The organism is Jejuia sp. G7-7 (assembly GCF_055808955.1).
Genome location: NZ_JBVVSZ010000002.1, coordinates 1,178,365 through 1,202,173, shown reverse-complemented (window position 1 = coordinate 1,202,173; position 23,809 = coordinate 1,178,365). Strand labels below are relative to the sequence as shown.

Genomic DNA, 23,809 nt, shown 5'->3' with positions numbered 1-23,809 from the left:
CTATTGATTTCCTAATTTTATAATTGTGTTTTCTTCTTTAGAACCTGGTTTTACACTTAAAATTTCAACAATTTCAACCTTGTTCTCCCAAAGAATTTTTTCGTCTTTTTGGTTTGTGATTTTTCCTCGTATTTCAATTTGAACCATATCTGTAGGCTCAGTTATATACTTTTCAGCCTCTTTTTGAAGTTCTTGTAATTTATCAGTAATTAAAACCCCGTAAATTTCAGAATGTGTTTGTAGAACAGCAGCACCGCCGTAGTAAACAAATTCACCTTTTAATAAGGTTAGTCCGTCGCTTTGTTTTGCAGTTCTTTCTTCGCTATCATTGATGATAGTTTCTTCTGTGTTTTGAGATTTAACGTCTTTTTTACAGCTTAAAAATGCTGAAAGACATAACAATAGAATTAATGCTTTTTTCATTTTTATCAATTTAACCAACACTTCCTTCTAAACTTATTTCTAATAGTTTTTGAGCTTCAACAGCAAACTCCATTGGCAATTTATTTAATACTTCTTTACTAAAACCATTTACAATTAATGCAATGGCTTTCTCAGTATCAATACCACGTTGGTTACAATAGAAAATTTGGTCTTCACCAATTTTACTAGTCGTAGCTTCGTGTTCTATTTTTGCCGTTTTGTTTTTTGCTTCTATGTATGGGAAAGTATGTGCACCACACTCGTTACCCATTAATAAACTATCACATTGCGAAAAGTTACGTGCGTTTTCTGCTCTTGAGTTTACTTGAACTAAACCACGATAACTATTTTGAGATTTCCCAGCTGAAATACCTTTAGAAATGATAGTCGATTTAGTGTTCTTTCCTAAGTGAATCATTTTAGTTCCCGTGTCTGCTTGCTGATAATTATTAGTTACAGCAATAGAGTAAAATTCACCAACTGAATTATCACCTTTCAAAACACAACTAGGGTATTTCCAAGTTACTGCAGAACCAGTTTCTACCTGAGTCCATGAGATTTTTGCGTTTTTCTCGCATAAACCACGCTTAGTTACAAAGTTGAAAACACCACCTTTACCTTCAGCATTTCCTGGGTACCAGTTTTGTACTGTTGAATATTTTATTTCAGCATCATCCAAAGCAATAAGCTCTACAACGGCTGCGTGTAATTGATTTTCATCACGACTAGGCGCTGTACAACCCTCAAGGTAACTTACATAACTACCTTCATCTGCAATTACTAAAGTTCTTTCAAATTGTCCTGTTCCTGCTTGATTAATTCTAAAATAGGTTGATAGTTCCATTGGGCAACGTACCCCTTTTGGAATATAACAGAAAGAACCATCACTAAACACAGCAGAATTTAAAGCCGCATAAAAGTTGTCTTTCTGAGGAACCACAGTTCCTAAATGTTTTCTCACAAGCTCTGGGTGCTCTTTAATAGCCTCAGAAATACTCATAAAAATAATACCCTTTTCACCTAAAGTTTTCTTGAACGTTGTAGCTACCGAAACAGAATCCACAACCACATCCATAGCAACTCCAGCAAGTTTCTTTTGCTCGTCAAGAGAAATCCCTAGTTTTTCAAAAGTTGCCAATAATTCTGGGTCAACTTCATCGATACTATCATATTTAGGTTTGCTGTTAGGTGCAGAGTAATAAGAAATGCCTTGAAAATCTGGCTTTTGGTAATTTACATTAGCCCATTCAGGCTCTTCCATTTCTTTCCAAACCTTAAAAGCTTCTAGACGCCATTCAGTCATCCATTCAGGCTCTTCTTTCTTTTTAGAAATAGCACGAACAATATCTTCATTTAAACCATTCGGAAATGTTTCAGAATCTATATCCGTATAGAATCCATACTCATATTCCTTGGTTTTTAGTTCTTCACGTAAATCATCCTCGGTATACTTCGACATATTGCTTTCTTATTTTATAATGAAAATGATTCGCCACAACCGCAAGTACGGTTAGCGTTGGGGTTGTTAAATACAAAACCTGTTCCGTTTAAACCACCAGAATATTCTAGAGTAGTGCCAATTAAGTACAAAAAGCTTTTTTTGTCAACTATAATTTTTATATCGTTATCCTCAAATACTTTATCGCCTTCTTGCTGTTCTTTATCAAACTTTAAATCGTAAGATAAACCAGAACATCCACCACTTTTCACACCCACACGAACGTAGTCTGTTGTTGCATTATAACCATCATCGGTCATAAGCTCAACCACTTTCTTCTTAGCTGTTTCAGAGACTTTTATCATATAATTTTTTTATTAAATTTAGGTTTGTCCTCAATGTTTTATTAAGACAGTTTCTAAATAGAGGACAAATATACAATATAAGTCCCTCAAAATCGAATAACCTAACATTATATTAGCATATAGTTTAATAGGTTTTTGTTATGGGAAAAGATTGAAAATATACTGGTAATAAGTAATCAATTTATTATGAGTAGTTAAAATAATCAGAGTCTAGTTATCCAATTTTTTTGTGCTTTTTTTGAAGCGTTAAAGGCGTTTTGTTTTTTGAGGTATTAATCATTACAATTTTACCATCATGATTATATTCAAAGGTTTGTTTACATCCTTTACATATTATAATTGAAGATTTAGAGTTGTCTATACGAAAGTAATTATGTCCGTACACCAAGCAAAAAGGGTTTGAATATACTTTAGCAGCCATTCATGGATTATATTAATGACATCAATATAATTAAAAAATCGACTCATTTACGGATGAGGTGTGATTTTTTTCGACAAAAACACCTTTAACTGATTTATTTTAAAAAAATTATGTAACTAGATTAGTTCTTAAAAACCAATAATTCTATTAAATTTTGAAACCCTTTTTTTTCAAAATAGTTTGACAAACTGTACGTTTCTCGATGTGCAGAAAGATTCATAATGTTTCCACTATTAGTTGATACAAAATGGTTTTTACATGATTTACAGACTAACTCTGATGTTTCCTCATCAATTTTAGAGATGTGTTTAAGATTATGTCCAAATACAGCACAGAATCTATCAATAGGTTTTTCGTGAATCATAATTAAAAAGACTTGGGGCTATAAATATCAATAAAAAAGAATGAAAAACCGATGAAGTGTATTTATTTTCGATTAAAAACATAAATTTTTAACATATGGAGAAGTGTAAATCTTTTGTAAATGGAACAGCTTGAGGTTGAAATTCTAAATACTTATTATCTAGTTATCTAAGAAATCCGGATTTTTCACAAAGGTTTCATCAGATAGCGTGAGTAGAAATGCTTTTAAATCTGATTTATCTTTATCTGATAATCCAACGCCTCCTTGAGATACTTTTTTCATTAAAGGGTCGATAGTTGAAGAGTTTTTTAAGCCTTCACTATAGTGATTAATTACTTCTTCAAGCGTAGCAAATCTGCCATCGTGCATATACGGCGCTGTAAAAGCTAGATTTCTCAAAGAAGGGGATTTAAATTTCCCGTTATCTGAAGGATCACCTGTTACTGCACCTAATCCCTTATCTGTGAATATTTCATCTAAACCATTATTATGAAATATGTTATCAGTCCAAAGCGGATTTTTATCACTACCATGACAATGAAAGCAGTCACCTCTTGTTTCGTCCATAAATATATTGAAGCCATTAAGTTCTTCAGGAGATAATTCAATTTCATCTAAAAGGTATTTATCAAATTTTGAATTAGCAGAAATTAAGGTTCTTTCAAATTGAGCGATGGCCTTTGTTATTAAAGTAGAATCAATAGTTGAAGTTCCAAAAGCTTTTTCGAAAAGAGTAGGATAGTTGGAGTCTTGTTGTAGTTTTTGTTCTATATCCATCCATTTGCTATTCATTTCAACAGGATCTGTAACTGGAATAAAGGCTTGATGTTCTAAGCTAAAAGTGTTGCCATCCCAAAAGAATTTTTCATCATAATTCCATGCTAAATTGAAAAGAGGCATAGAATTCCTTGTTCCTATACTTCCATTAACACCATCGCTAAATCTGTCGGAATCAGTAAATGCATTTTCTGGGGCATGACAATCGGCACAGGCTTGAGTATTATCAATAGATAAAATGGGGTCAAAAAATAATTTCTTTCCTAGCGCTACACCTTCAATAGTTTGAGGATTGTCATTTGGAATAACAGGTGCAAGTATATTTTCTTCAAATAAAGTTGGTATTTCTAAAGGGCTTAGAGTAGGACTATAATTGGCCACGCTTTCATTTGAACACGAATAACCAATGAGAACAATCAAAACGCCAATATGTAAGCTCCATTTTTTCAAATAATTTATTGATTAACTGATTTTAAACTAAATACATTTTGTCCGTTTTCAAACATCATTATCTGTGCATCAAAATTTGGCATCAACATATTATTTAATGTATTCAAATCCCAAATATTTGGGCTTTTAAACCACTCTGCAATATTCATTTCTATATTAAAAGTTGCATTGTTTGTTAAGTTAATTGCTCCTAAGTTTACCTCAAAAAAAGTGTCCTGAAATGTTTGTGTAGTTCCAGAATTGTCTACTGCTCTAATAACATGGTATGCGTACCCTTTTTCTTCTGAAGCATTATCAATAAACTTACCTTCTAATTGCATGTAATGGTAACCTCCTCCAAGAATTTCTGGTACATTCCATGATATGGAATTTAAATCTTGATAGTTGTTGTTATAATTGTCATCATTATTTAATCCAAAAGTGAATGATACATTGCTATAAGTTTCTAATGGAATTGATCCAAATAATACGAAAGAAAGGTTATTGTTATTTGTGAAATCTACCATATTATATCCATTAAAAATTAATTCTTCGCCACTTGATCTGGTAAAAATAATTCTTGAAATTATGTAGCGTAACTTTGAAATGCTTAAATTTTCTCCATTTTCATTAGTATATTGAATTTGGTTAAAGTCAGCATCTGTAACGTTAGTTCCGTCCCAAGAATGTGTGAAGTTAAAAATAACATTAGCTCTAGGCTCTACCCTATCTTCATCTAGTCCGCATGAAAACAAAACAGTAATTAACAATAAGGGGATAATTTTTTTCATCTTTATTTTATTTTGAATATTAATAAGTCTGTAAATCCTTTGTTTTGTTCAATGTCAAAATCAGTACTGCTAGTTTCTCCAACAGCAATTATAGAGCCGTCATTAAGTTCTAAAACATCGTAGGCAATGTCAACATTACTGCCGCCAATAGTTTTATGCCATTCTAAATTAGCGTTAGCATCTATTTTTAAAATTAAAGCATCATTTTGACCTTTGTTTTCAGTAATATCAACATCAGAACTTCTTGAACTTCCTGAAATTAAATAACCGCCATCGTTTGCTTTAGAGATAGAACGTGCGTTATCAAAACCAGTACCTCCAAACGTTTTTTGCCAAATAAGAGTCCCCTCAGGTGTTATTTTTATCAAAAACACATCGGCTGCTCCATTGTTTTTAGAGACATCTTTGTCATTACTTCTAGCATCTCCAACTATTAGGTAATTGCCATCGTTTGAAGCTGTGATACCCCAAGCTTCATCAATTTGAGTACCTCCAAAAGACTTTTCCCAAAGTAGAGTTCCTTCTTCAGATATTTTTACAACCCAAAAATCATAAGTGCCTTTGTTGTTTTTTACATCTACATCTTCACTATCGGAAGATCCGATTATTAAAAAACCTTTATCGGCAGTTTCAATTAAATCATAAGGTGTGTCTGTAAAAGTTCCACCATAAAATTTACTCCATAGTTTTTCTCCATTTGCATTTAATTTTATAACCCAATAATCTCCCCCTGCATGTTTGGTTGAAGAGTTTTTGCTATTACCTTGTCCGTTAGAAGCCGACACATCTATAACTCCAGTTAATAAATAACCACCATCTTTGGTTTGAATTATAGCGTTGCCATTGTCTGATCCAGAAAAGCCAAGAGATTTTTCCCAAAGAAATGTTTCCTGAACCATCTAATTTAAGTACCCAAAAATCATTAAAGCCAAAATTTTCGCTAGTGTCTTCGTCGTTACTTTTACTGTATCCTAAAATTGCATAACCACCATCAGTTGTTTGGGTAATATCATTTCCTCTATCATCATCACTTCCTCCGTAAGTTTTTTGCCATTGTAATTGGTTAGTACTACTGAATTTTAAAAGCCAATAATCAAAAGATGTATTTGATTTGTTTTCAATGCTCCCATCCATACTTTGCGTATGCCCTAAAATTGCATAACCACCATCAGAAGTTTTGATTATAGATTGCCCGCTTTCATTTAAACTACCACCAAATGTGCTAACAAAATCTAGTAATTTTTCTATGGGTTTAAAACTGTTATTATCATCATTATTAGAACAGTTTTCAAATAAAAAAGTTGTAATAAAAACAAAACAGATGCTGAGTAAAATATTCTTTTTCATATGAAAGAAGGTGGAAGGATTACTCACTTTTTCGAACAACAAAAAGTCCTCTATTAATATCGCTTATAATGATGTTGCCACTTTCAAAATACGGATAAACATTCCAGGCGCCATCAAAAGCGGTAGCATTGTCTTCAGGATATGTATCGAAGAAACCTATTTCGGTAAATGATTTATTGGCTATGTTGTTTAAATCAAGAATCCTCAAGCCAGCTCGGTAACTTGCCTGATAGTATGCGTTATCTTTTACATATCCATTATGGTCAATAGATTCGTTATTTGCTAAATACTCAAAATGATACTTTGGATTGTCTAAATCTGTAAAATTAAATGTTATAATTCTTGTGTTGTTACCTATTCGTAATTCGTCTAATTCATCGCCAAGAATAAAGTATTTCATGTCTTCTGTAAACCAACCTTGGTGTGCATATCTAACATTGGGGTAAGATATAGTCGAAATTTTAACTGGATTTAATTTATCTGTAACATCTGCAATTACAACTTCGTTTTCGTTGCTACCAATGAGAATTTCTTTTCCTGAATAATCAGAGTCCGGTCCGGAATAAGTAATTACCTGAGCATCATGAGAATACCCCCTTCTCCAAATCCTCCCTCTATTACAGGAGATTTAGGATTTTGAATATTAACAAATATTGGACCGCCTGAATAACTATTACTTCTATTGCCTCCTACAATGTATGCATAGCCACTTTCTTCATTAATTACTATGTTATGGGCTCTACCAACTTCAGCTAAACGTGCATCTGAAGTAAATGTTTCTGGCGGATTTGATACATTTCTCAATCTGGTTAAATCAAAAACTTGCATACCGTGACTATCTTCGCCTTGATTATTATCAGCTACTATAAATGCATGATCTTTGTAAACTTTTACATCACGCCATGGACTATTAGTTGTTGCGGTTGGAAGGTTTCCTAAATATATAGGTTTTTCAGTGTCTGAAATATCTACAAAAGCTGTATTTGTATTGGTCGCTACTAATGCATATTCTTTTCCTGTAGTAGTATCTGTCCACCCCCAAGAGTCATTTACAGCTCCTGCTCCAAAAGTTTGTATTGGTATTTGTGTCATTAAATCGTAGCCATTACATGGATAGATATCAGCAAAACCATTCTCACATTCGGCGAAAGGAACAAAACTTGCCTTTTTAGAATCCATTATAAAATTTGAAGGCTCTTTATCGCAAGAGTATATTAAAACAGCAGTAATACAAATTATAGGTAAGACTCTTATTATTTTTTTAAATAAAATCATAAGCAGTAATTTTTCTTTTCAAAGCATAATAAGAACGTGCTTTTTGCAATTTATATTGTAACGCTCTACTATCTCTAACAAATTTAGGGTATTAAAATTAAATATGAGATTTGAGGCCTTAAAATAAATAGCCTTCTTATTTTTGCATTATGATAGAAGATAAAAATGAACAACGTACAGATTTGAACGATTTAGGAGAGTTTGGATTGATAGACCATTTAACTAAAAACTTCAAAATAACTCAAAAATCAACAATAAAGGGCATTGGCGATGATGCCGCTGTTTTAGATTTTAAAGAAAAAAATTGTTGTTACAACAGATTTGTTAGTTGAAGATGTTCATTTTGATTTGAGTTATATGCCTTTAAAACATTTGGGCTACAAAGCGATTATTGTAAATTTATCGGATGTGTATGCTATGAATGCTAGAGCTACACAAGTTACAGTTTCCATTGCGGTTTCTAATAGATTTTCTTTAGAAGCTTTAGAAGAACTTTATGCAGGAATTGAAACTGCTGCATCTATTTATAAGGTGGATGTTGTTGGTGGAGATACAACTTCGTCCAACACTGGGTTATTAATCTCGGTAACTGCAATAGGCGAAGTTGAAGAAGACAATGAAGTATATAGAAATGGTGCCAAACCTAATGATTTACTGGTTGTTTCGGGAGATTTGGGTGGTGCCTATATGGGGCTTCAAGTTTTAGAACGAGAAAAAGAAGTGTTTAAAGTGAACCCAAATAATCAGCCAGATTTGGATGCTTATACTTATATTATTGAACGTCAATTAAAACCAGAAGCTCGAAAAGATATTATAGAATTACTAAAAGAGTTACAGGTTAAACCAACCGCTATGATTGATGTAAGTGATGGTTTGTCATCTGAAATTTTACACTTGTGTAAAAAGAGTAATGTAGGTTGTGATGTATATGAAAATAAAATCCCGTTAGATCCTCAAGTAATTTCTACTTGTGAAGAATTTAATGTGGATAGTACAACTGTTGCTTTAAATGGTGGGGAGGATTATGAATTATTGTTTACTATTGATCAAAAAGATTTTTCGAAAATAAAAGCAAATCCTAGTTTAACTGTGTTAGGGTATATGGCAGAAGCTTCGGCAGGAATACATTTGGTTACTAGAGCCGAAACCAAAATAGAATTAAAAGCACAAGGCTGGAAGAATTTTAATGATTAGCCAGCTGCTAATAAATTTTTATTTTGCTGTTTATTGTAATTTTGTAAACGTAATCTTCTTTTTATATGAATACGCTCTAATACATCATTAATTTCTTTGAATTTAGGCGTTAATTCTGTTAAGTTACCTTTACTGTTAGTAGTTAACTCTTTTTTACAAGTGCTACAAGTGTATTCTTTTACATGATAAGTTACGTTTCTTGACACTTTATAGTCGTGTCCAAAAACTTTGCAATGAATATGTTTCATTTTGTCTGCATATTAAATTCATTTTCTAGGAGAGAGGCTCTAAAGTATTAAAAACCAATAAGAAAATGTTGATAGACAGTTAACAAATCGATGAAGCGAACGTTTTTTTCTTTAAACGTTGCATTCTGGATTGATGTATACGCTCCAAGATGGCATTTATCTCTTTAAACTTAGGAGTGAGCTCCACCAAATTTCCATTTCCATTAGTGGTTAATTGCTTCTTGCAATGTGAGCAAGTATATTCTTTAACATGATATGTTACTTTTCTAGTAACTTTATAGTTGTGACCAAAAAGGCTACAGTAGACTTTTGGTATTAGCGTAGGCTTAGTAGTTTCATTTTGCATAGGTTAAGATTTTGATTTTTAAGTACTAAGGGCATGTAAATGTAGAAAAAAAATCAATATATTCGATATAAGGTAAAATTATTCGATGAAATACATAATTTCTTGTAAAAATTCTTCTTCATTTTCAATAAAACTCATATGTCCATCTGGAAACTCAACAACTTTAACTTTGGAGCATTTTGTTTGTAAAATTAATTCGTCATAATTTAAAACAGGATCGTTCTTTCCGATAATCATCATTTTTCTATAAGGACTAAAATGCAATAAAGTTTCACGATCTTCTCTAATCTTCATTCCTTCTAGAGCAGCAATAATTCCTTGTAAAGGCATTTTTAACGCTTGTGTTTTTAGCACTTCAATTTCTTCAGAAAAAACAATTCGATTTTCAGGTTTAAAAAGATTTCCAATCGCCATTCTAATGAATGTCTTGTGGTTTTCTTTAATAGCTACAATGGCACGATCTCTATTAAGTTTCCGTTCTTTGCTATCAGCTCTTGCAGTAGAGTTTACCAAACATAAACCTCTAACCATATCAGGTTGTTTTTCAGCAAATGCAAGTGCTACATACCCTCCCATTGAGTGCCCCACAAAAATTGAGCGTCTTATTTTTAAATGTTTCAATACAGCGTTAACAGCTTCTGCCATTAGTTCCATACTATGAACATAACCTAAACAACCTGTTTTACCGTGACCTAATAAATCTATAGTAATTATGCGATTTTTTTTAGAAAGTTTAGGCGTTATACAATCCCAAATAGAACTATTTTCTAGAAATCCATGTAAAAGCACAACTGCTTTACCCTTACCAGTATCGGTATAAAAAATAGTAATGCCTTTATATTTTAGAATCATTTTTAATTAAATTTTCGGAGATATAGTCTCAGAATTCTTTTGTAATTATCGATGCAATAAAAAAGAAATTCAAAATAAAGATTTTTCACTTTTATCAACTATTAAAATACGATTCTAAAAGACAAATAGTTTATCTATTTCAAAAATAACAGATATTAAAAAATTCTTTATTTATATTAGGCAAAGATAAAATCATCCTATGAATAAAACTAAGGAAACCTTTGTGTTTGGTTTTGCATTATTTGCTGGTTTTTTTGGAGCTGGAAATTTAATATTACCTCCAATGTTGGGTTTCAAATCTGGTTCAGATTGGTGGCTAGTAGCTTTTGGATTTATAATTTCTGCTGCGGTAATTCCGCTACTTGCTATTTTCGCTCACGCAAAGTTACAAGGCACTATGTTCGATTTTGGAAAAAAGTTTCAAACCTTTTTAGTAGTATTTTTTGTTTGTGTATGTATGCAATTACTATCGCATTACCATGTCCTAGAACAGCAGCTGTTACACACGAAATGGCAATAGCACCCTTTTTCAAAGTAAATGCTTTAACAACAAGTATTGTCTATTTTGTTTTGGTTTTTTTATTCGTAATAAACAGAAACAAGGTGCTTCAGGTATTGGGTAAATATTTAACACCAATTATAGCTTTAATTGTATTATTAATGATAGCAATAGGTGTTTTTTCTCCTCAAACTAAAATGCTTTCATCTGATTTTGAATTACCATTAATAGATGGTTTACTTGAGGGCTACCAAACTTATGATGCTATGGCTGGAATTATTATGGGAGGCGTTGTACTTGTGTCTCTTAATGGTTTGGCCACAGTAATGTCTTTTCAAGAGAAAAAAGAATGATTGTTAGGTCTGGATGTATTGCTATATTTGGTCTTTTAATTATTTACTCTGGTTTAATAGCAGTTGGCGCTAATTTCAGCGGAGCGTTTGACGCAAACATTTCTAGAATAGATTTGCTTTCAGGACTTGCTGAAAAAACATTGGGTAGCATAGGCGCTACTTTTTTAAGTGTACTTGTTGCAGTTGCTTGTTTTACAACTGCAGTTGCTATAATTGTTAGTGTTTCAGATTTTTTTAAAAGCTATTTTAGTAACTACAAAAATGCGTATTTAATTTCAGCAATTATATGTTGTTTGGTAGGTATAGTTGTAGGGCAAATGGATGTTGGTTACATCATTGATATAGCGCTCCCGGCATTAATGTTTATATACCCTTTATGTGTTGTGCTTATTGTATTAAATGTGATTCCAGAAAAATATGCGTCAAGTTTGGTGTTTAAATTGGTTGTGCTCATCACATTTATTTTTAGTATCCCTGACTTTTTAGGATTTATTATTCCTGCTAAAAGTTTAGAATATGTAAAAGCGGTTATCCCTTTTGCTAACCAAAATTTAGGATGGCTTTTGCCTGCATTAGTAACTTTCATATTGGTTAACACACTTCAAAAGAAAGAAATAACAACTTAAGACTTGACTTTTTTAATTGCTGAAAACGCTTTATCTACAAATTCATCTTCCACAAGAATTGTAAATTCGTTTGTAGTGGAAAGCACCTCATAAAGTACTACGCCTTCCCAGGCTAAACGTTTGAAAAAGTGGTAGTACAAACCTGCAATTTTAGAGTTATCTTGTGGTAGGTTAATACTAATTGCAGAAAGATTTTCTTGTACTGCTATGAAGGATTCGTTTTTTAAATGATTATTGACAAAATCATTTAAGCTACTAGATACAACAAGGTTGCTTTCATGGATACCACGGGCAAAAGCATAAAATAATTTATCTTCTTTATTAATACGTTCTAATATTTTTGCATGATTATCTATAAGAGTAGCTGAATTTTTCACAGTAAAATCTGTTAAGTTAGAACGTACCGTTATATCTCCAAGATTCTGAATAACACGTTTCATCTTAATAGTATTCCCTAGAGTTGGCGGTGGATTATAACGCCTTAATGCCATCATAATAGCACCAGGTTTTACATCTTTTTTCAGCATTTTACTAATAGGTTCTGTCAATTCTAGAGCTAAAGCACTAAAGTTTATAATATTTCTAGAAAGCGCTTCCTCAAGATAAGGTTGTGTGATTAAAATGTCTTCTACACAATTAGATACGGTCTTCATGTTAATTATTTAACAATTTGTGTAAAAATAAATCATTTTTTTTAAAAATGCTTTGAATTTAGATATGTATGCTACTTTTGCTCCTCAAATCAAGAAAACAAACGGATGAAAGTATTAAAGTTTGGTGGCACTTCAGTAGGTTCTGTTGAAAACATGACCAATGTGAAAAATATTATTACTGATGGTAATAAGAAGATAGTAGTGCTTTCAGCAATGTCTGGAACAACTAATATATTGGTTGGAATTGCTAACGATATCAAATCTAATAATATAGATAAAGCTCTAAGGGACATTAGTACACTCCACGAAAAATATACTGGTGTTATTGATGCGTTACTAAATGATAACGCATTAAATACTGCAACTAAAAATTATATTTCTGAGCGATTTAACCTTTTAGTTGAATGTACATATAAGTCTTTCTCTAATATATTAGAAAACGAAATATTAGCTCATGGAGAGTTGATGTCAACGTTTATGTTTAATGCTTTTTTACAGCAAGAAGGCATCAATTCGGCATTATTGCCAGCACTAGATTTTATGAAAATTGATGCGGTTAAAGAACCAGATTTCAAACATATAAAAGCGAAATTATCAGATGTTTTAACAAATGTTCCAAATGCTGATATATATATTACCCAAGGTTTTATTTGTTTGAATAATGATGGAGAAACTTCTAATTTACAACGAGGAGGAAGTGATTATACAGCTACAATAATTGGTGCTGCGATTAAGGCTGAAGAAGTACAAATTTGGACAGATATAGATGGCATGCATAATAATGATCCTAGATTTGTTGAAGGCACAAAACCAATTTCTGATTTATCTTTTGATGAAGCTGCTGAGTTAGCTTATTTTGGCGCAAAAATATTACACCCTCAAACTGTATTACCAGTTAGGGAAGATGGTATTCCTGTACGATTAAAAAACACAATGGATCCTGCTGCATTAGGAACATCAATTACTAGTAATCATGTTGAAACTGGAATTAAAGCAATTGCAGCTAAAGACAATATTACTGCCATTAAAATTAAGTCTGGAAGAATGCTTCAGGCACATGGTTTCTTAAAAAAAGTATTTGAGATTTTTGAGACTTATGAAACCTCAATTGATATGATAACCACTTCTGAAGTTGCTGTCTCATTAACAATTGATGATGATAGAAATCTTGAAAAGATAGTTGCTGAATTAGAGGTTTTTGCTACAATTGAAGTAGATAAAAACCAAAGTATTGTATGCTTAGTTGGGCATTCAATTGTAAACCATGAAGGCACACACAAACTATTTAAAATTTTAAAAGACGTAAAAATTAGAATGATATCTTATGGTGGAAGTAGAAATAATATTTCGCTATTAATTGATACTCAAGACAAAATAAAAACACTTCAAAAACTAAATAATTATTTATTTGAATTAGTCACTCTGTAGATTACATTTTTTTGGTATTTTGATATTAAATCGTCTAAAAAGCAGTTTTTAGGCGATTTTCTTTTTTCTACATATACTAAGTTGTGATGTATTTATCATCCATTAAAATGGAGCTCCCTGTATAATTAGAAATGAATTCTTTTAATAAAGTAGTTTATAATTGTACTTATTAATAGTCGGCAAGGCATTTGTAGTATTTAAGCTTTTTTAGCGCAACAATCTTTTTGCAATCTGGTTTACAGGCTATCTTTTTACCTTCACCTTTAGCACAACATGCTTTTTTACAATCGGCAGCACAAGCTTTTTCCACAGAAAACTTCTCAACTGTTTTCATATCACTAACCTTATATAAATTGGCAACGCTAGTAACTGTGCTTTCTAAAGATGTAGGTGTTACTTTAGCTTCATCATATTCAACCATTGCTAGTTTCTTATCAAAATCTACCTTAGCAAATTTAACACCTTCCATTTTTGCTATTTTCTTTTCTATAGTAGCAGCACATCCAACGGCACATGTCATACCATCAACTGTAAATTCTGCTTTTGCATAAGTTGCATTTGGGTCTAATTCTTTTTTTGTAGTAGCAGTTTCAATTTCAACAGTTTTTATATCAGCTTTAGCTTCATTTTTACAACTTACAACTAAAAGCAGCACAAAGGAAATTCCTAAAATATATTTTAATGTTTGCATCATTTTTATGTTTAAAACTTTATGATACAAAATTACTAAAAAACGCTGTTTATTGTTTTAAAAATTCCACTTTTGTGATGTAATTAACAAGGTTTATGTCTGGAAATTCAGTTAAATGGCTTTATCTCTTCATACTTTCTTTAATATGGGGCAGTTCTTTTATCCTCATAAAAAAAGGACTTGTTGGTTTAACTCCTGTACAATTAGGAGCTGTAAGAATTATTTTTACGGGGATTTTCTTATTCATTGTTGGATTCAATCGCATTAAAACTATATCAAAAAAAGATTGGAAATGGGTTGCACTTACAGGGTTATTGGGCACTTTTTTTCCTGCGTTTTTGTTTGCATATGCTGAGACTGAAATAGATAGTTCCGTAGCATCAATTTTAAATTCGTTAGTCCCTTTAAACACTATTATTTTAGGATTTATAATTTTTAAAATAAATTCTACTAAAAAACAGGTTTTAGGAGTTTTGATTGGTTTAATAGGTACATTACTGCTTATTTTAAATGGTGCATCCTTAAATCCAGATCAAAATTACCTTTACGTTACTTATGTGATAATTGCAACATTTATGTATGCAGCTAGTGTAAATATTTTAAAACGCTATTTACAAAACATGAACGCTTTAACCATTGCAGTTGGGAATTTTGCAGTTATTTTTATTCCAGCGTGTTTGATACTTATAGCTTCAGGATTTTTTAAAGAAGAATCGTTAAATGCTCCAACACTCAAGCCTGCTTTGCTTTACATGCTTATATTATCCTTATTTGGTACTGCAATTGCTAAAGTGTTGTTCAATAAATTAGTGCATATTGCCACACCTGTATTTGCGTCTTCGGTAACGTATTTAATGACGATTGTGGCAGTTTTTTGGGGAATTTTAGATGGCGAACGTTTTGGAATATTACAAGGTGTTGCCACAATAATCATTCTAATTGGCGTGTATTTGGCGCACAAACGAAAGTGATTAAAGGGTAATTAAGTGCCAATAAATTATTAAGATTCAATTTTTTTCACGAAATTTAAGAGATTTAACCCTTTTGAATTATGAAAAAAATAATCCTTCCTATTCGTTTTGGTTTAGTAACTAGTGCGGTTTTAATTGCTTATTTCTTAGTATTATCCCTGTTCAATAGGCATACAAATCCAGCATTCAGTTTGGTAAACGCAGCCATAACTTTATTCGGAATTTATGAAGCCGTTAAAGTTAGTAAATTACAAATACCTGAAACATTTTCATATGGAGAAGGTTTTAAAATAGGTGTCATAACTGGTTCAGTTGCTACTTTAGTTTTTACCTTCTTTTTTCTGTTTTATGCTACCGAAATAAGTCCAAACTTTCTAACAGATTTATTGATAAATATCAAGTGGGATTTTCAATCCAATATTGGGCTTATTGTCTTTATAGTCGCCATTATGGGATTATCTACCACAGTAGTTTCTTCCCTCACTATAATGCAACTTTTTAAAAAGAGTAATAATTACGTTGAAAACAAGTAAAACGTTTGTAGATTAATTAATTAGAGCTATATTTGCACCCGCCTTAAGTAAATTAGGGTGTGATTTATAAAAATTAATTAATAAAAACGTTACGCTATGTACGCAATTGTAGAGATAGCAGGGCATCAATTCAAAGTTGAAAAAGACCAAAAAGTTTTTGTTAATCGTTTACAAACAGAAGAAGGTAAGAAAGTTTCTTTCGATAACGTTCTTTTAATTGGAGATGGTGACAATGTAACTGTAGGCGCCCCAGCTATAGGCGGAGCACAAGTAAGTGCAAAAGTCCTGAAGCACCTTAAAGGAGATAAGGTGATAGTTTTCAAAAAGAAAAGAAGAAAAGGTTACCGTGTAAAAAACGGACACAGACAATCTTTATCTGAAATTGTTATTGAAAGCATCGTAGCTTCTGGAGCAAAGCCAGCTAAAAAGGCTGCTCCAAAAAAAGAAACTAAAAAAGCTGAACCAAAAGCAGAAGCGAAAGCTGCTACACCTAAGGCTGCTGCTAAAAAAGCAACAGGTAAAGCTGATGATTTGAAGAAAATTGAGGGTATCGGTCCAAAAATCGCATCTACATTAGTAGAAGCAGGCATTGTAACATTTGCTGACTTAGCAAAAGCTAAACCTGAGGCTATTTCTGAAATCATCGCAGGAGTTCGTGGAAACCACGTAACTGATACTTGGCCAGCACAAGCTAAATTAGCTGCTGATGGTAAATGGGATGAGCTTAAAAAATGGCAAGACGAGTTAGATGGTGGTAAAGCATAATTGCTGAGCTACTTAGTTTAATAATATAAAATCGAAATAAAATGGCACATAAAAAAGGAGTCGGAAGTTCGAAAAATGGTAGAGAATCAGAATCGAAACGCTTAGGCGTTAAGATATTTGGTGGTCAAGCTGCATTGGCTGGAAACATTATCGTAAGACAAAGAGGAAATACACATCATCCAGGTGAGAATGTATATTCTTCAAAAGATCATACATTACATGCCTATGTTGATGGTGTTGTAAAATTCACAAAGAAAAAAGACAACAAGTCTTACGTTTCTATAGAGCCTTTTGAGGTTTAGAAACTGTTTTTCTTAAAATACTAAAACAAACCCTTTCTGGAAACAGAGAGGGTTTTTGTTTTAAATTCCTTAATTTTCCTTCATTATTAAAAATCCAAATATGAAAGCTAAACTCTTCTACCATTTTTTAATCACATTGTTTAGTGTATCAAGTGTTTTTTCTCAAAAAGCAGTTAAAGTAGGCATTAACGTTGGTGGACAAATAACTAGTTTGAGAGGAATAGAGCATGAAACCAATACAAATTTTAGTTTAGTACCAAGCCTTGGAATTAACTTAGAGGTTGCTATAAGTCAATCAATTTCTATTGTTACAGCTATAAATTTTGAGCGTTGGAAAAAGAAAAGGGATTTTACAAATTTTGATCCATATGCCATACCAATAGGAGAAACAAACTATAAAGAAGGCTACGACTTTTATAATATCCCTTTGCTTATTCGCTATAAATTTGGTAATAAAAAAGATTTCTTTATTGATGCAGGTGCATTTGTAAATTACTTCAACAAGGGAAGACCAAATAGTAGATACATGTCACTATTTATACAATTTGAAGATTATAATTTTGGAGCGGCATTGGCATTTGGTAAAGTTTTTAATATTACTGAGAGGACAAATATTGCTTTACAATTGAGAAATGAGCTAGGTCTCTCCGATATAAATAAATATGAATGGGAAATAAGTGGAGAAGTAATGACAAATACAATAAGAATGATTGCAACTTTAAGCTATAAATTATAGCTTGCGTTTTAGTCATTTTTTTATAATATCCCTTACTATTTTTAAATGATGCTTGGTGTGTATTTCTAAAAAGCGAAGTGTTTGCTTTTTAGATAACATTCCAAAAACATGGTGATTAAAATAAACATTTTGTGGTAATGCTGTTAAGGTTTCAATATTCGCTTTTGCTTCGTGTAATTGGATTTTTAAATCTTTATCATCAATAATCTCTGGTGGTAGCACTTTTTTTGGCGCTCTGGCTTTTCCTCTTGGTATATAGCATAACGGGAATAAAATCAAACGCCATTTATTAAATTTTTTCTTGTAATCTTTTGGATTAGATACTGCTGCCCACTTACTAACCGCATTAAAAACCTTTAAGGTATGATCTAGTTGCCAACCAATTGAAGCTTTAGAAATCGATTCGTTTATTACATTTTTATTCGGGATGTTTTCTTCAATTTCTGATAATAGGTCGTGTAAAATTTTAGTTTTTTTATTTGCCATAAGCTAATTTAGTTATATAAAATCAAAATAAATTACTAACTTTAGGTATTGCATTCGCAATTAGCGATTATGTTTCACTTAAATTTTGTGCTTATGCTTCCTTTTAGATCAGAAATTAGAAATTCCCCTTCACAACCTACAATTAAGATTTTTTGAGTGATGAATCTTTAGATGCCAGAATTAAAAAGCATTTGGAGCATTTTAATGAAATTGAAGAAATTGAATTAAGAGAAAGTATTGGTCAAAATAGAGCAAATGAAAATATTACCGTGTTTTTAAAAGATGATGTTGATATTAACAAGATGAAAGCATCAATAGATTCTAGCCTTTGGTGGTATTTTGAAGAAGATTTGGTGGATTAATAAATAATTCTCACTTTTTAAATACTATTACTTCTCAGTATTGAGTTATTATATCATACACATATAACATGCTCAAAAAAAATCACTTACTAATCTTATTAATTTTGATGTTTGGGTGCAAGTATCAAAAAGAAGATAAGCAGCTAACAACAGTAATAAATACTGATACTGAAATTGAAGTTAATTACAAGAGTTTAGATTCCAGTAAACTAAATATAAACTTCAAAAAACATGGCGACTACAATTCACTTAAAACTTCCATAAAATCAGATAAAGTTTTTTAAAACACTTCTAGAAACGTATCCCGTAAAAGCAATAGATAGCGCTTCAAGTTATTTGTATTCAAAATTAATAAATGATATTGTGCCGCATTGGTATGGCACTAGATGGGATTTTAATGGTCATACTAATATTCCAAATCAAGGAGATATAGCATGTGGTTATTTTGTTTCAACAACATTAAAACATCTGGGGTTTGATGTAAATCGCTATAAAATGGCTCAACAAGCTGGCTTGATCGAAGCAAAAGTTTTACAATCTAAAAATAAACTTAACCTTTTTTCTAATGTTTCATTTGAAGTTTTAAAGCAAAAGTTAAATGCATTTTATTCTGATGGAATTTATTTCGTTGGATTAGATAATCATGTTGGCTATGTTTTAATAAAAGATAAGGAACTCTATTTTTTACATTCCAGTTATTATGATGACATGGTGATGATTGAGCTTGCTGAAAACTCGCCCTGTTTTAGTTCTAATTTTTATGTATTTGCAGAATTAACAACAAATAAAGAACTTATCAAAAAATGGATTTTAAATGAACGCTTAGAAATACCTAATTCTTAATGAAACGACTAATGCTTATAATATTTTTGATTGTTTTTAATGTTGGGTTTAGTCAATCTAAATCAAAAACAATTCATGTTTTTGTGGCTTTGTGTGATAATTTAAATCAAGGTATTGTACCTGTACCTGCAAAATTAGGACACGGACAAGACCCTAAAAACAACCTCTATTGGGGAGCTATGTATGGCATTAAGAGTTATTTTAAACGAAGTAAAGATTGGGTGTTTGTTTCTTCAAATTTAAACCCAGAAACACATATATTAGAACGTATTTTGTTCAAACATAAATCATCTAACACTTATTTATTGGCAGATGCCTATGATGGGAAATATATTAAAAACACCACCAAAGCTTTTTTAGAATCTACTGCTGGACAAAATAGTATTGTAATTACTCACGGAAAACAGAAATTAAATTTTGGTGGTAGTTCTAATCTGTTAGCTTACATAGGACATGATGGTTTAATGGAGTTTGATGTTTCAGGAACATTTAAACCAATTAATGCAGAAAAAAGAGATGCTATAATTTTGGCTTGTGTGAGCAAATCTTATTTTAAACCATATCTAGAACTCACAAAAGCTAATCCTTTATTATGGTCTACGGGATTAATGTCGCCGGAAGCTTATACTTTAAAATGGGCACTTGACGGGTGGGTTTTGAATGAAACCGATTTGCAAATTCGAGAACGTGCTGCAAAGGCGTATCATCATTATCAGAAATGTGGTATAAAAGGTGCAAAACGGTTGTTGGTTACTGGATTGTAATTTCTGCGTTAGGAATTGAACGGCATGTTTGAAATCCCAACTCTGGAGGCATTGAGTAGTGAAAGCCCGCCCCCTTTTTTCGGGGTAACACCCAAATAATTTTATACCCAAACTTCATAAAAGCAAAAAACCCCTAACTTAAAAAAGCTAGGGGTTTTTATTTATTTAATTCGGTTACCATCTTTATCGAAAAAGTGGTACTCTAAATATGTGTAAGCATCGCGGGGTAAAACTTTAACCCATTTTTTGTGTTCTAAAAACCATTTAGAACGTATAGATGGAAAGCCCTTTGTTAAAAAGGCTGCTATAAAAGGATGTGTGTTTAAGGTCAACTTTTTATAGTCTTTTTTAAATAGTCTTTCAAGATCTTGGTTAATTTTTTGCACTATTCCTATTGGTGCTTCTACCTCAGCGCCATTTAAACCATCGGGGTTTTCCTCTCGGGTTTTAATGTTCATTTCTGGGCGTGTCCGTTGTCTTGTTATTTGTATCAAACCAAATTTACTTGGTGGCAGTATTTTATGTTTTGCTCTATCGTCTTTCATTTCATCACGTAGATGATTGAAGAGCTTCTGCCTGTTTTCAGACTTCGTCATGTCTATAAAATCTATTACTATGATACCACCCATATCGCGTAAACGCAATTGACGGGCAATCTCGGTTGCTGAGATTAGGTTGACTTCTAAAGCTGTTTCCTCTTGGTTGTTTGATTTGTTAGATCTGTTACCGCTATTTACATCTACAACATGAAGGGCTTCGGTGTGTTCTATTACCAAATAGGCACCTTTTGTCATTGATACGGTTTTTCCAAACGAGGTTTTTATCTGTCTTTCAATTCCAGATTTTTCAAAAATTGGAACTTTAGATTGATACAATTTAACTATTGATTCTTTTTTTGGTGCAATTTCTTGCAAATACTCTTTAATTTGATAGTACAGCGTTTCATCGTCTACAGTAATTCCTGTAAAGGAATCGTTGAATATGTCTCGTAAAATAGATGAGGCTTTATTCATTTCTCCTAATACTTTACTAGGATGATGTGCTTTGTACAATTTTTTACACATTGCATTCCATCGCTGGAGCAAATTTTGTAAATCATTATCTAATTCGGCTACTTTTTTGCCTTGTGCTACAGTACGAACAATAATACCAAACCCTTGTGGTGTGATACTTTTTACCAAGCGTTTTAAGCGGTCTTTTTCTTCGCGGTCTTCTATTTTTTGAGAAATAGAAATACGATTGGAAAAAGGCATTAAAACAATATATCTACCAGCTATAGATAACTCAGATGTTATCCTTGGGCCTTTAGTAGATATTGGTTCTTTTACTATTTGTACTAGTAACGATTGATTGGATTTTAAGACGTTGGCAATTTTACCATCTTTCTCAATATCCTTTTCAAATGGGAAGTTTTTTAAAGAAAAATCTTTTAGTTTACCTGTGCTTACACGTTTTGTGAATTTTAAAAGTGAAGGCAATTTAGGTCCTAAATCATGATAGTGCAAAAATGCATCTTTATCATAGCCAACATTAACAAATGAGGCATTCAGTCCTGGAACAGTTTTACGTATTTTGGCGATAAACACGTCGCCAACCGAAAAATTGTTATCATCTTCATCCTTTTGTAATTCAATAAGTTTTCCATCTTTAAGTAAGGCAAAATCAACAGCTTCTGAATTAGATCGAATAATCAATTCTTTATCCATTGTGTTAATTTTAATCCATCACATTTTATAGTGACAGATGGATTATACATTATTTTTTCACAGGATTTAATCCGTGGAGTTCAAAACACACTAGTTATAGTGCTAAAAATTTATGAACTCATTTCAAAGAACTTTGTTGTTTTTAAAATCAAAAAAAGTAGCTAATCTAACTACTTTTTTGATTTATTTTTCTTTTTGTGACGGTTAGCGCGTCTACGTTTTTTTCGCTTGTGCGTCGCTACCTTATGTCTTTTGCGTTTTTTACCACTTGGCATAAATAGTGTCTTTTTTAAATTAATAATTTATTTTAATGCGTTTGTTACTTAACATCTACATTGGTTTTCACACCTTCTACAAAAACTTTTGCAGGCTTAAATGCAGGAATGTTGTGAGCAGGTATTTTAATAGTGGTATTTTTAGAAATGTTTCTACCAGTTTTTTCAGCTCTTGTTTTGATAATAAAGCTACCAAAACCTCTTAAATATACATTATCACCTCCTTCTAAAGAAGTTTTTACTTCTTCCATAAAAGTTTCAACAGTTGCTTGAACATCTCCTTTTTCAATTCCTAATTTTTCAGAAATTTTTGCTACTAAATCAGCCTTCGTCATTTTAATATTTTATTTTTTAGGTTATTATAAATTCTAAAAGGGATGCAAATATATGCATTTAATATTCAATATTTCAAACCTAATTCATTAAAATTTAAGATTATAAACGTTTAATTTAGCACTTGGTAGAATTATAACTCATGTCTTTTTCTAAAATTTTAACACGCTGGTATTCAGTTAATAAGAGAAATTTGCCTTGGCGAGAAACTCAAAATCCTTATTTTATTTGGTTGTCTGAGATTATTTTGCAGCAAACACAAGTAAAACAGGGTTTACCTTATTATGAAACTTTTGTGAAACATTTTCCCACCGTTTTTCATTTGGCTAAAGCCGAAGAAAGCGAGGTATTAAAGTTATGGCAAGGTTTAGGCTATTATTCGCGAGCTCGAAATTTGCATTTCACCTCAAAACACATAGTGAATGAACTCGATGGAGAATTTCCAAACACACATAAGGACTTATTAAAATTAAAAGGTGTGGGCGATTACACAGCAAGTGCTATTGCATCTATTTGTTTTAATGAGGCAACAGCTGTTGTTGACGGTAATGTATATCGAGTATTGTCGAGATATTATGGCATTGATACACCTATTAATGAAACTAAAGGGATTAAGGAATTTAAAACTTTAGCTCAAAAGCTGATTGATACTAAAGACCCTGCAACATTTAATCAGGCCATCATGGAATTTGGCGCCACCCAATGCAGACCAAAAAAACCTGATTGTTTGTTTTGTCCTTTTAGAGAAACTTGCGTTGCTTACAATAAAGGAGTAATAGGTACACTACCTGTTAAGTTGAAAAAGTTAAAAGTTAAAAAGCGTTACTTTAATTTTTTGGTGTTCCTATCTGATGACAAAAAAACTATTTTAGAAAAACGAGAAGGCAAAGGCATTTGGCAAAACCTGTATCAATTTCCTTTAGTTGAAACCAATGCAACTATAGATTATGATACTTTTTTTAAATTAGTTGAAGGTCAATCTGAATTAAAAAATAAGACGTTTGAATTATTACAATATAATGATACTCCAAAAATCCATAAGTTATCACATCAACATTTATATACTACCTTTTGGATTGTTAATGTAAATACCATTAAACATGGAATTTCATTTGATAAAATCACGTCGTTTCCTGTACCAATTTTAATTGGAAATTTCATAGAAGATTTTAATTTTGAATAGTTTAGTTATAACAATCATATTTTTTTATTA

27 protein-coding genes and 3 pseudogenes are annotated in these 23,809 nt (G+C 31.8%); 14 read left to right on the top strand and 16 right to left on the bottom strand.

Annotation, left to right across the window (positions count from 1 at the left end; all coding sequences use genetic code 11):
- The 8 genes and pseudogenes from AC0L5U_RS15720 to AC0L5U_RS15685 form a co-directional block, all read right to left on the bottom strand.
- Complete coding sequence (locus tag AC0L5U_RS15720) at window positions 1–423, bottom strand: hypothetical protein (protein WP_473417422.1); 423 nt, start codon at window positions 421–423, stop codon at window positions 1–3.
- A 10-nt stretch (window positions 424–433) separates the two neighbouring features.
- On the bottom strand, window positions 434–1,882 hold the full coding sequence (gene sufB / locus AC0L5U_RS15715) for a Fe-S cluster assembly protein SufB (protein WP_473417421.1): 1,449 nt from the start codon (window positions 1,880–1,882) through the stop codon (window positions 434–436).
- Window positions 1,883–1,896: 14 nt separating this feature from the next.
- Window positions 1,897–2,226, bottom strand: coding sequence for a HesB/IscA family protein (locus AC0L5U_RS15710; RefSeq protein WP_109351689.1), 330 nt, complete (start codon window positions 2,224–2,226; stop codon window positions 1,897–1,899).
- 542 nt (window positions 2,227–2,768) lie between these two features.
- Window positions 2,769–3,011 carry a hypothetical protein gene (locus tag AC0L5U_RS15705; protein WP_473417420.1) on the bottom strand — a complete coding sequence of 81 codons (243 nt, stop codon included), beginning with the start codon at window positions 3,009–3,011 and terminating at the stop codon, window positions 2,769–2,771.
- Window positions 3,012–3,170: 159 nt separating this feature from the next.
- A complete protein-coding gene (locus tag AC0L5U_RS15700) occupies window positions 3,171–4,169 on the bottom strand; it encodes a cytochrome-c peroxidase (protein WP_473417419.1) in 999 nt (332 codons plus the stop codon).
- 74 nt (window positions 4,170–4,243) lie between these two features.
- Complete coding sequence (locus tag AC0L5U_RS15695) at window positions 4,244–5,008, bottom strand: MbnP family protein (protein ID WP_473417418.1); 765 nt, start codon at window positions 5,006–5,008, stop codon at window positions 4,244–4,246.
- A gap of 2 nt (window positions 5,009–5,010) precedes the next feature.
- Window positions 5,011–5,907: a hypothetical protein gene (locus AC0L5U_RS15690; RefSeq protein WP_473417417.1), complete on the bottom strand. Its 897-nt coding sequence runs from the start codon at window positions 5,905–5,907 to the stop codon at window positions 5,011–5,013.
- A gap of 467 nt (window positions 5,908–6,374) precedes the next feature.
- Window positions 6,375–7,447 (bottom strand): annotated as a pseudogene (locus AC0L5U_RS15685) (choice-of-anchor B family protein).
- A 332-nt stretch (window positions 7,448–7,779) separates the two neighbouring features.
- On the opposite strand from AC0L5U_RS15685, the pseudogene thiL reads away from it, so the two are divergent.
- Window positions 7,780–8,824, top strand: a pseudogene (gene thiL, locus AC0L5U_RS15680) (thiamine-phosphate kinase).
- Here thiL and AC0L5U_RS15675 read toward each other — a convergent pair.
- From AC0L5U_RS15675 to AC0L5U_RS15665, 3 genes are all read right to left on the bottom strand, one after another.
- Window positions 8,821–9,072 carry a hypothetical protein gene (locus tag AC0L5U_RS15675; protein ID WP_473417416.1) on the bottom strand — a complete coding sequence of 84 codons (252 nt, stop codon included), beginning with the start codon at window positions 9,070–9,072 and terminating at the stop codon, window positions 8,821–8,823. The pseudogene thiL and the gene AC0L5U_RS15675 overlap by 4 nt on opposite strands.
- Window positions 9,073–9,151: 79 nt before the next feature.
- The gene (locus AC0L5U_RS15670) at window positions 9,152–9,418 is read right to left on the bottom strand and encodes a hypothetical protein (protein ID WP_473417415.1); all 267 of its coding nucleotides are present in this window, start codon (window positions 9,416–9,418) and stop codon (window positions 9,152–9,154) included.
- Between the two features lie 78 nt (window positions 9,419–9,496).
- Window positions 9,497–10,270 (bottom strand): alpha/beta fold hydrolase, encoded by a 774-nt coding sequence (locus AC0L5U_RS15665; RefSeq protein WP_473417414.1) that lies wholly within the window; start codon window positions 10,268–10,270, stop codon window positions 9,497–9,499.
- Window positions 10,271–10,469: 199 nt separating this feature from the next.
- Here AC0L5U_RS15665 and AC0L5U_RS15660 point away from each other — a divergent pair.
- Both AC0L5U_RS15660 and AC0L5U_RS15655 read left to right on the top strand, forming a co-directional pair.
- Window positions 10,470–11,122 (top strand): annotated as a pseudogene (locus tag AC0L5U_RS15660) (branched-chain amino acid transport system II carrier protein).
- On the top strand, window positions 11,119–11,748 hold the full coding sequence (locus AC0L5U_RS15655) for a branched-chain amino acid transport system II carrier protein (RefSeq protein WP_473417413.1): 630 nt from the start codon (window positions 11,119–11,121) through the stop codon (window positions 11,746–11,748). Before AC0L5U_RS15660 ends, AC0L5U_RS15655 begins: the two are co-directional and overlap by 4 nt.
- Here the strand turns inward: AC0L5U_RS15655 and AC0L5U_RS15650 are convergent.
- Window positions 11,745–12,401, bottom strand: coding sequence for a hypothetical protein (locus AC0L5U_RS15650; protein ID WP_473417412.1), 657 nt, complete (start codon window positions 12,399–12,401; stop codon window positions 11,745–11,747). The genes AC0L5U_RS15655 and AC0L5U_RS15650 overlap by 4 nt on opposite strands.
- Window positions 12,402–12,506: 105 nt before the next feature.
- Here AC0L5U_RS15650 and AC0L5U_RS15645 point away from each other — a divergent pair, with 105 nt between their 5' ends.
- Window positions 12,507–13,829: an aspartate kinase gene (locus tag AC0L5U_RS15645; protein WP_473417411.1), complete on the top strand. Its 1,323-nt coding sequence runs from the start codon at window positions 12,507–12,509 to the stop codon at window positions 13,827–13,829.
- 169 nt (window positions 13,830–13,998) lie between these two features.
- On the opposite strand, the gene AC0L5U_RS15640 is transcribed toward AC0L5U_RS15645, so the two are convergent.
- Entirely contained in the window at window positions 13,999–14,523 is a 525-nt protein-coding gene (locus AC0L5U_RS15640; RefSeq protein WP_473417410.1) for a heavy-metal-associated domain-containing protein, read from the bottom strand.
- Between the two features lie 92 nt (window positions 14,524–14,615).
- On the opposite strand from AC0L5U_RS15640, the gene AC0L5U_RS15635 reads away from it, so the two are divergent.
- The 5 genes from AC0L5U_RS15635 (at window position 14,616) to AC0L5U_RS15615 (ending at window position 17,827) form a co-directional block, all read left to right on the top strand.
- Window positions 14,616–15,491, top strand: coding sequence for a DMT family transporter (locus AC0L5U_RS15635; RefSeq protein WP_473417409.1), 876 nt, complete (start codon window positions 14,616–14,618; stop codon window positions 15,489–15,491).
- 80 nt (window positions 15,492–15,571) lie between these two features.
- Window positions 15,572–16,024 (top strand): DUF4199 family protein, encoded by a 453-nt coding sequence (locus tag AC0L5U_RS15630; protein WP_473417408.1) that lies wholly within the window; start codon window positions 15,572–15,574, stop codon window positions 16,022–16,024.
- A gap of 96 nt (window positions 16,025–16,120) precedes the next feature.
- Window positions 16,121–16,789 carry a 50S ribosomal protein L21 gene (rplU, locus tag AC0L5U_RS15625; protein ID WP_473417407.1) on the top strand — a complete coding sequence of 223 codons (669 nt, stop codon included), beginning with the start codon at window positions 16,121–16,123 and terminating at the stop codon, window positions 16,787–16,789.
- 41 nt (window positions 16,790–16,830) lie between these two features.
- A complete protein-coding gene (rpmA, locus tag AC0L5U_RS15620) occupies window positions 16,831–17,091 on the top strand; it encodes a 50S ribosomal protein L27 (protein ID WP_054728409.1) in 261 nt (86 codons plus the stop codon).
- 100 nt (window positions 17,092–17,191) lie between these two features.
- On the top strand, window positions 17,192–17,827 hold the full coding sequence (locus AC0L5U_RS15615) for an outer membrane beta-barrel protein (RefSeq protein ID WP_473417406.1): 636 nt from the start codon (window positions 17,192–17,194) through the stop codon (window positions 17,825–17,827).
- Between the two features lie 12 nt (window positions 17,828–17,839).
- On the opposite strand, the gene AC0L5U_RS15610 is transcribed toward AC0L5U_RS15615, so the two are convergent.
- The gene (locus tag AC0L5U_RS15610) at window positions 17,840–18,313 is read right to left on the bottom strand and encodes a DUF1569 domain-containing protein (protein ID WP_473417405.1); all 474 of its coding nucleotides are present in this window, start codon (window positions 18,311–18,313) and stop codon (window positions 17,840–17,842) included.
- 152 nt (window positions 18,314–18,465) lie between these two features.
- Here AC0L5U_RS15610 and AC0L5U_RS15605 point away from each other — a divergent pair, with 152 nt between their 5' ends.
- The 4 genes from AC0L5U_RS15605 to AC0L5U_RS15590 all read left to right on the top strand — a co-directional run bounded on the left by AC0L5U_RS15605 (window position 18,466) and on the right by AC0L5U_RS15590 (window position 20,282).
- Window positions 18,466–18,675 (top strand): hypothetical protein, encoded by a 210-nt coding sequence (locus tag AC0L5U_RS15605; protein WP_473417404.1) that lies wholly within the window; start codon window positions 18,466–18,468, stop codon window positions 18,673–18,675.
- Between the two features lie 104 nt (window positions 18,676–18,779).
- Window positions 18,780–18,959 carry a hypothetical protein gene (locus AC0L5U_RS15600; RefSeq protein ID WP_473417403.1) on the top strand — a complete coding sequence of 60 codons (180 nt, stop codon included), beginning with the start codon at window positions 18,780–18,782 and terminating at the stop codon, window positions 18,957–18,959.
- 52 nt (window positions 18,960–19,011) lie between these two features.
- Window positions 19,012–19,518, top strand: a complete 507-nt coding sequence (locus AC0L5U_RS15595; protein ID WP_473417402.1) for a hypothetical protein — start codon at window positions 19,012–19,014, stop codon at window positions 19,516–19,518.
- A gap of 11 nt (window positions 19,519–19,529) precedes the next feature.
- Window positions 19,530–20,282: a hypothetical protein gene (locus AC0L5U_RS15590; RefSeq protein WP_473417401.1), complete on the top strand. Its 753-nt coding sequence runs from the start codon at window positions 19,530–19,532 to the stop codon at window positions 20,280–20,282.
- A 161-nt stretch (window positions 20,283–20,443) separates the two neighbouring features.
- Here the strand turns inward: AC0L5U_RS15590 and AC0L5U_RS15585 are convergent, their stop codons facing one another.
- Window positions 20,444–21,988, bottom strand: a complete 1,545-nt coding sequence (locus AC0L5U_RS15585; protein WP_473417400.1) for an Rne/Rng family ribonuclease — start codon at window positions 21,986–21,988, stop codon at window positions 20,444–20,446.
- 319 nt (window positions 21,989–22,307) lie between these two features.
- The gene (locus tag AC0L5U_RS15580) at window positions 22,308–22,598 is read right to left on the bottom strand and encodes an HU family DNA-binding protein (protein ID WP_055442767.1); all 291 of its coding nucleotides are present in this window, start codon (window positions 22,596–22,598) and stop codon (window positions 22,308–22,310) included.
- A 140-nt stretch (window positions 22,599–22,738) separates the two neighbouring features.
- On the opposite strand from AC0L5U_RS15580, the gene mutY reads away from it, so the two are divergent.
- The gene (gene mutY / locus AC0L5U_RS15575; RefSeq protein WP_473417399.1) at window positions 22,739–23,779 is read left to right on the top strand and encodes an A/G-specific adenine glycosylase; all 1,041 of its coding nucleotides are present in this window, start codon (window positions 22,739–22,741) and stop codon (window positions 23,777–23,779) included.
- Window positions 23,780–23,809 lie beyond the last annotated feature (30 nt).

What these genes read in the sequence shown, in the direction of transcription:
- AC0L5U_RS15630 (WP_473417408.1), top strand. Translation starts at nt 15,572, where the DNA reads ATGAAAAAAATAATCCTTCCTATTCGTTTTGGTTTAGTAACTAGTGCG.
- AC0L5U_RS15650 (WP_473417412.1), bottom strand. Translation starts at nt 12,401, where the DNA reads ATGAAGACCGTATCTAATTGTGTAGAAGACATTTTAATCACACAACCT.
- AC0L5U_RS15580 (WP_055442767.1), bottom strand. Translation starts at nt 22,598, where the DNA reads ATGACGAAGGCTGATTTAGTAGCAAAAATTTCTGAAAAATTAGGAATT.
- AC0L5U_RS15705 (WP_473417420.1), bottom strand. Translation starts at nt 3,011, where the DNA reads ATGATTCACGAAAAACCTATTGATAGATTCTGTGCTGTATTTGGACAT.
- AC0L5U_RS15670 (WP_473417415.1), bottom strand. Translation starts at nt 9,418, where the DNA reads ATGCAAAATGAAACTACTAAGCCTACGCTAATACCAAAAGTCTACTGT.
- AC0L5U_RS15615 (WP_473417406.1), top strand. Translation starts at nt 17,192, where the DNA reads ATGAAAGCTAAACTCTTCTACCATTTTTTAATCACATTGTTTAGTGTA.
- rplU (WP_473417407.1), top strand. Translation starts at nt 16,121, where the DNA reads ATGTACGCAATTGTAGAGATAGCAGGGCATCAATTCAAAGTTGAAAAA.
- AC0L5U_RS15690 (WP_473417417.1), bottom strand. Translation starts at nt 5,907, where the DNA reads ATGGTTCAGGAAACATTTCTTTGGGAAAAATCTCTTGGCTTTTCTGGA.
- AC0L5U_RS15585 (WP_473417400.1), bottom strand. Translation starts at nt 21,988, where the DNA reads ATGGATAAAGAATTGATTATTCGATCTAATTCAGAAGCTGTTGATTTT.
- AC0L5U_RS15710 (WP_109351689.1), bottom strand. Translation starts at nt 2,226, where the DNA reads ATGATAAAAGTCTCTGAAACAGCTAAGAAGAAAGTGGTTGAGCTTATG.
- mutY (WP_473417399.1), top strand. Translation starts at nt 22,739, where the DNA reads ATGTCTTTTTCTAAAATTTTAACACGCTGGTATTCAGTTAATAAGAGA.
- AC0L5U_RS15665 (WP_473417414.1), bottom strand. Translation starts at nt 10,270, where the DNA reads ATGATTCTAAAATATAAAGGCATTACTATTTTTTATACCGATACTGGT.
- sufB (WP_473417421.1), bottom strand. Translation starts at nt 1,882, where the DNA reads ATGTCGAAGTATACCGAGGATGATTTACGTGAAGAACTAAAAACCAAG.
- AC0L5U_RS15640 (WP_473417410.1), bottom strand. Translation starts at nt 14,523, where the DNA reads ATGATGCAAACATTAAAATATATTTTAGGAATTTCCTTTGTGCTGCTT.
- AC0L5U_RS15720 (WP_473417422.1), bottom strand. Translation starts at nt 423, where the DNA reads ATGAAAAAAGCATTAATTCTATTGTTATGTCTTTCAGCATTTTTAAGC.
- rpmA (WP_054728409.1), top strand. Translation starts at nt 16,831, where the DNA reads ATGGCACATAAAAAAGGAGTCGGAAGTTCGAAAAATGGTAGAGAATCA.
- AC0L5U_RS15635 (WP_473417409.1), top strand. Translation starts at nt 14,616, where the DNA reads ATGTCTGGAAATTCAGTTAAATGGCTTTATCTCTTCATACTTTCTTTA.
- AC0L5U_RS15645 (WP_473417411.1), top strand. Translation starts at nt 12,507, where the DNA reads ATGAAAGTATTAAAGTTTGGTGGCACTTCAGTAGGTTCTGTTGAAAAC.
- AC0L5U_RS15610 (WP_473417405.1), bottom strand. Translation starts at nt 18,313, where the DNA reads ATGGCAAATAAAAAAACTAAAATTTTACACGACCTATTATCAGAAATT.
- AC0L5U_RS15590 (WP_473417401.1), top strand. Translation starts at nt 19,530, where the DNA reads ATGCTTATAATATTTTTGATTGTTTTTAATGTTGGGTTTAGTCAATCT.
- AC0L5U_RS15655 (WP_473417413.1), top strand. Translation starts at nt 11,119, where the DNA reads ATGATTGTTAGGTCTGGATGTATTGCTATATTTGGTCTTTTAATTATT.
- AC0L5U_RS15675 (WP_473417416.1), bottom strand. Translation starts at nt 9,072, where the DNA reads ATGAAACATATTCATTGCAAAGTTTTTGGACACGACTATAAAGTGTCA.
- AC0L5U_RS15695 (WP_473417418.1), bottom strand. Translation starts at nt 5,008, where the DNA reads ATGAAAAAAATTATCCCCTTATTGTTAATTACTGTTTTGTTTTCATGC.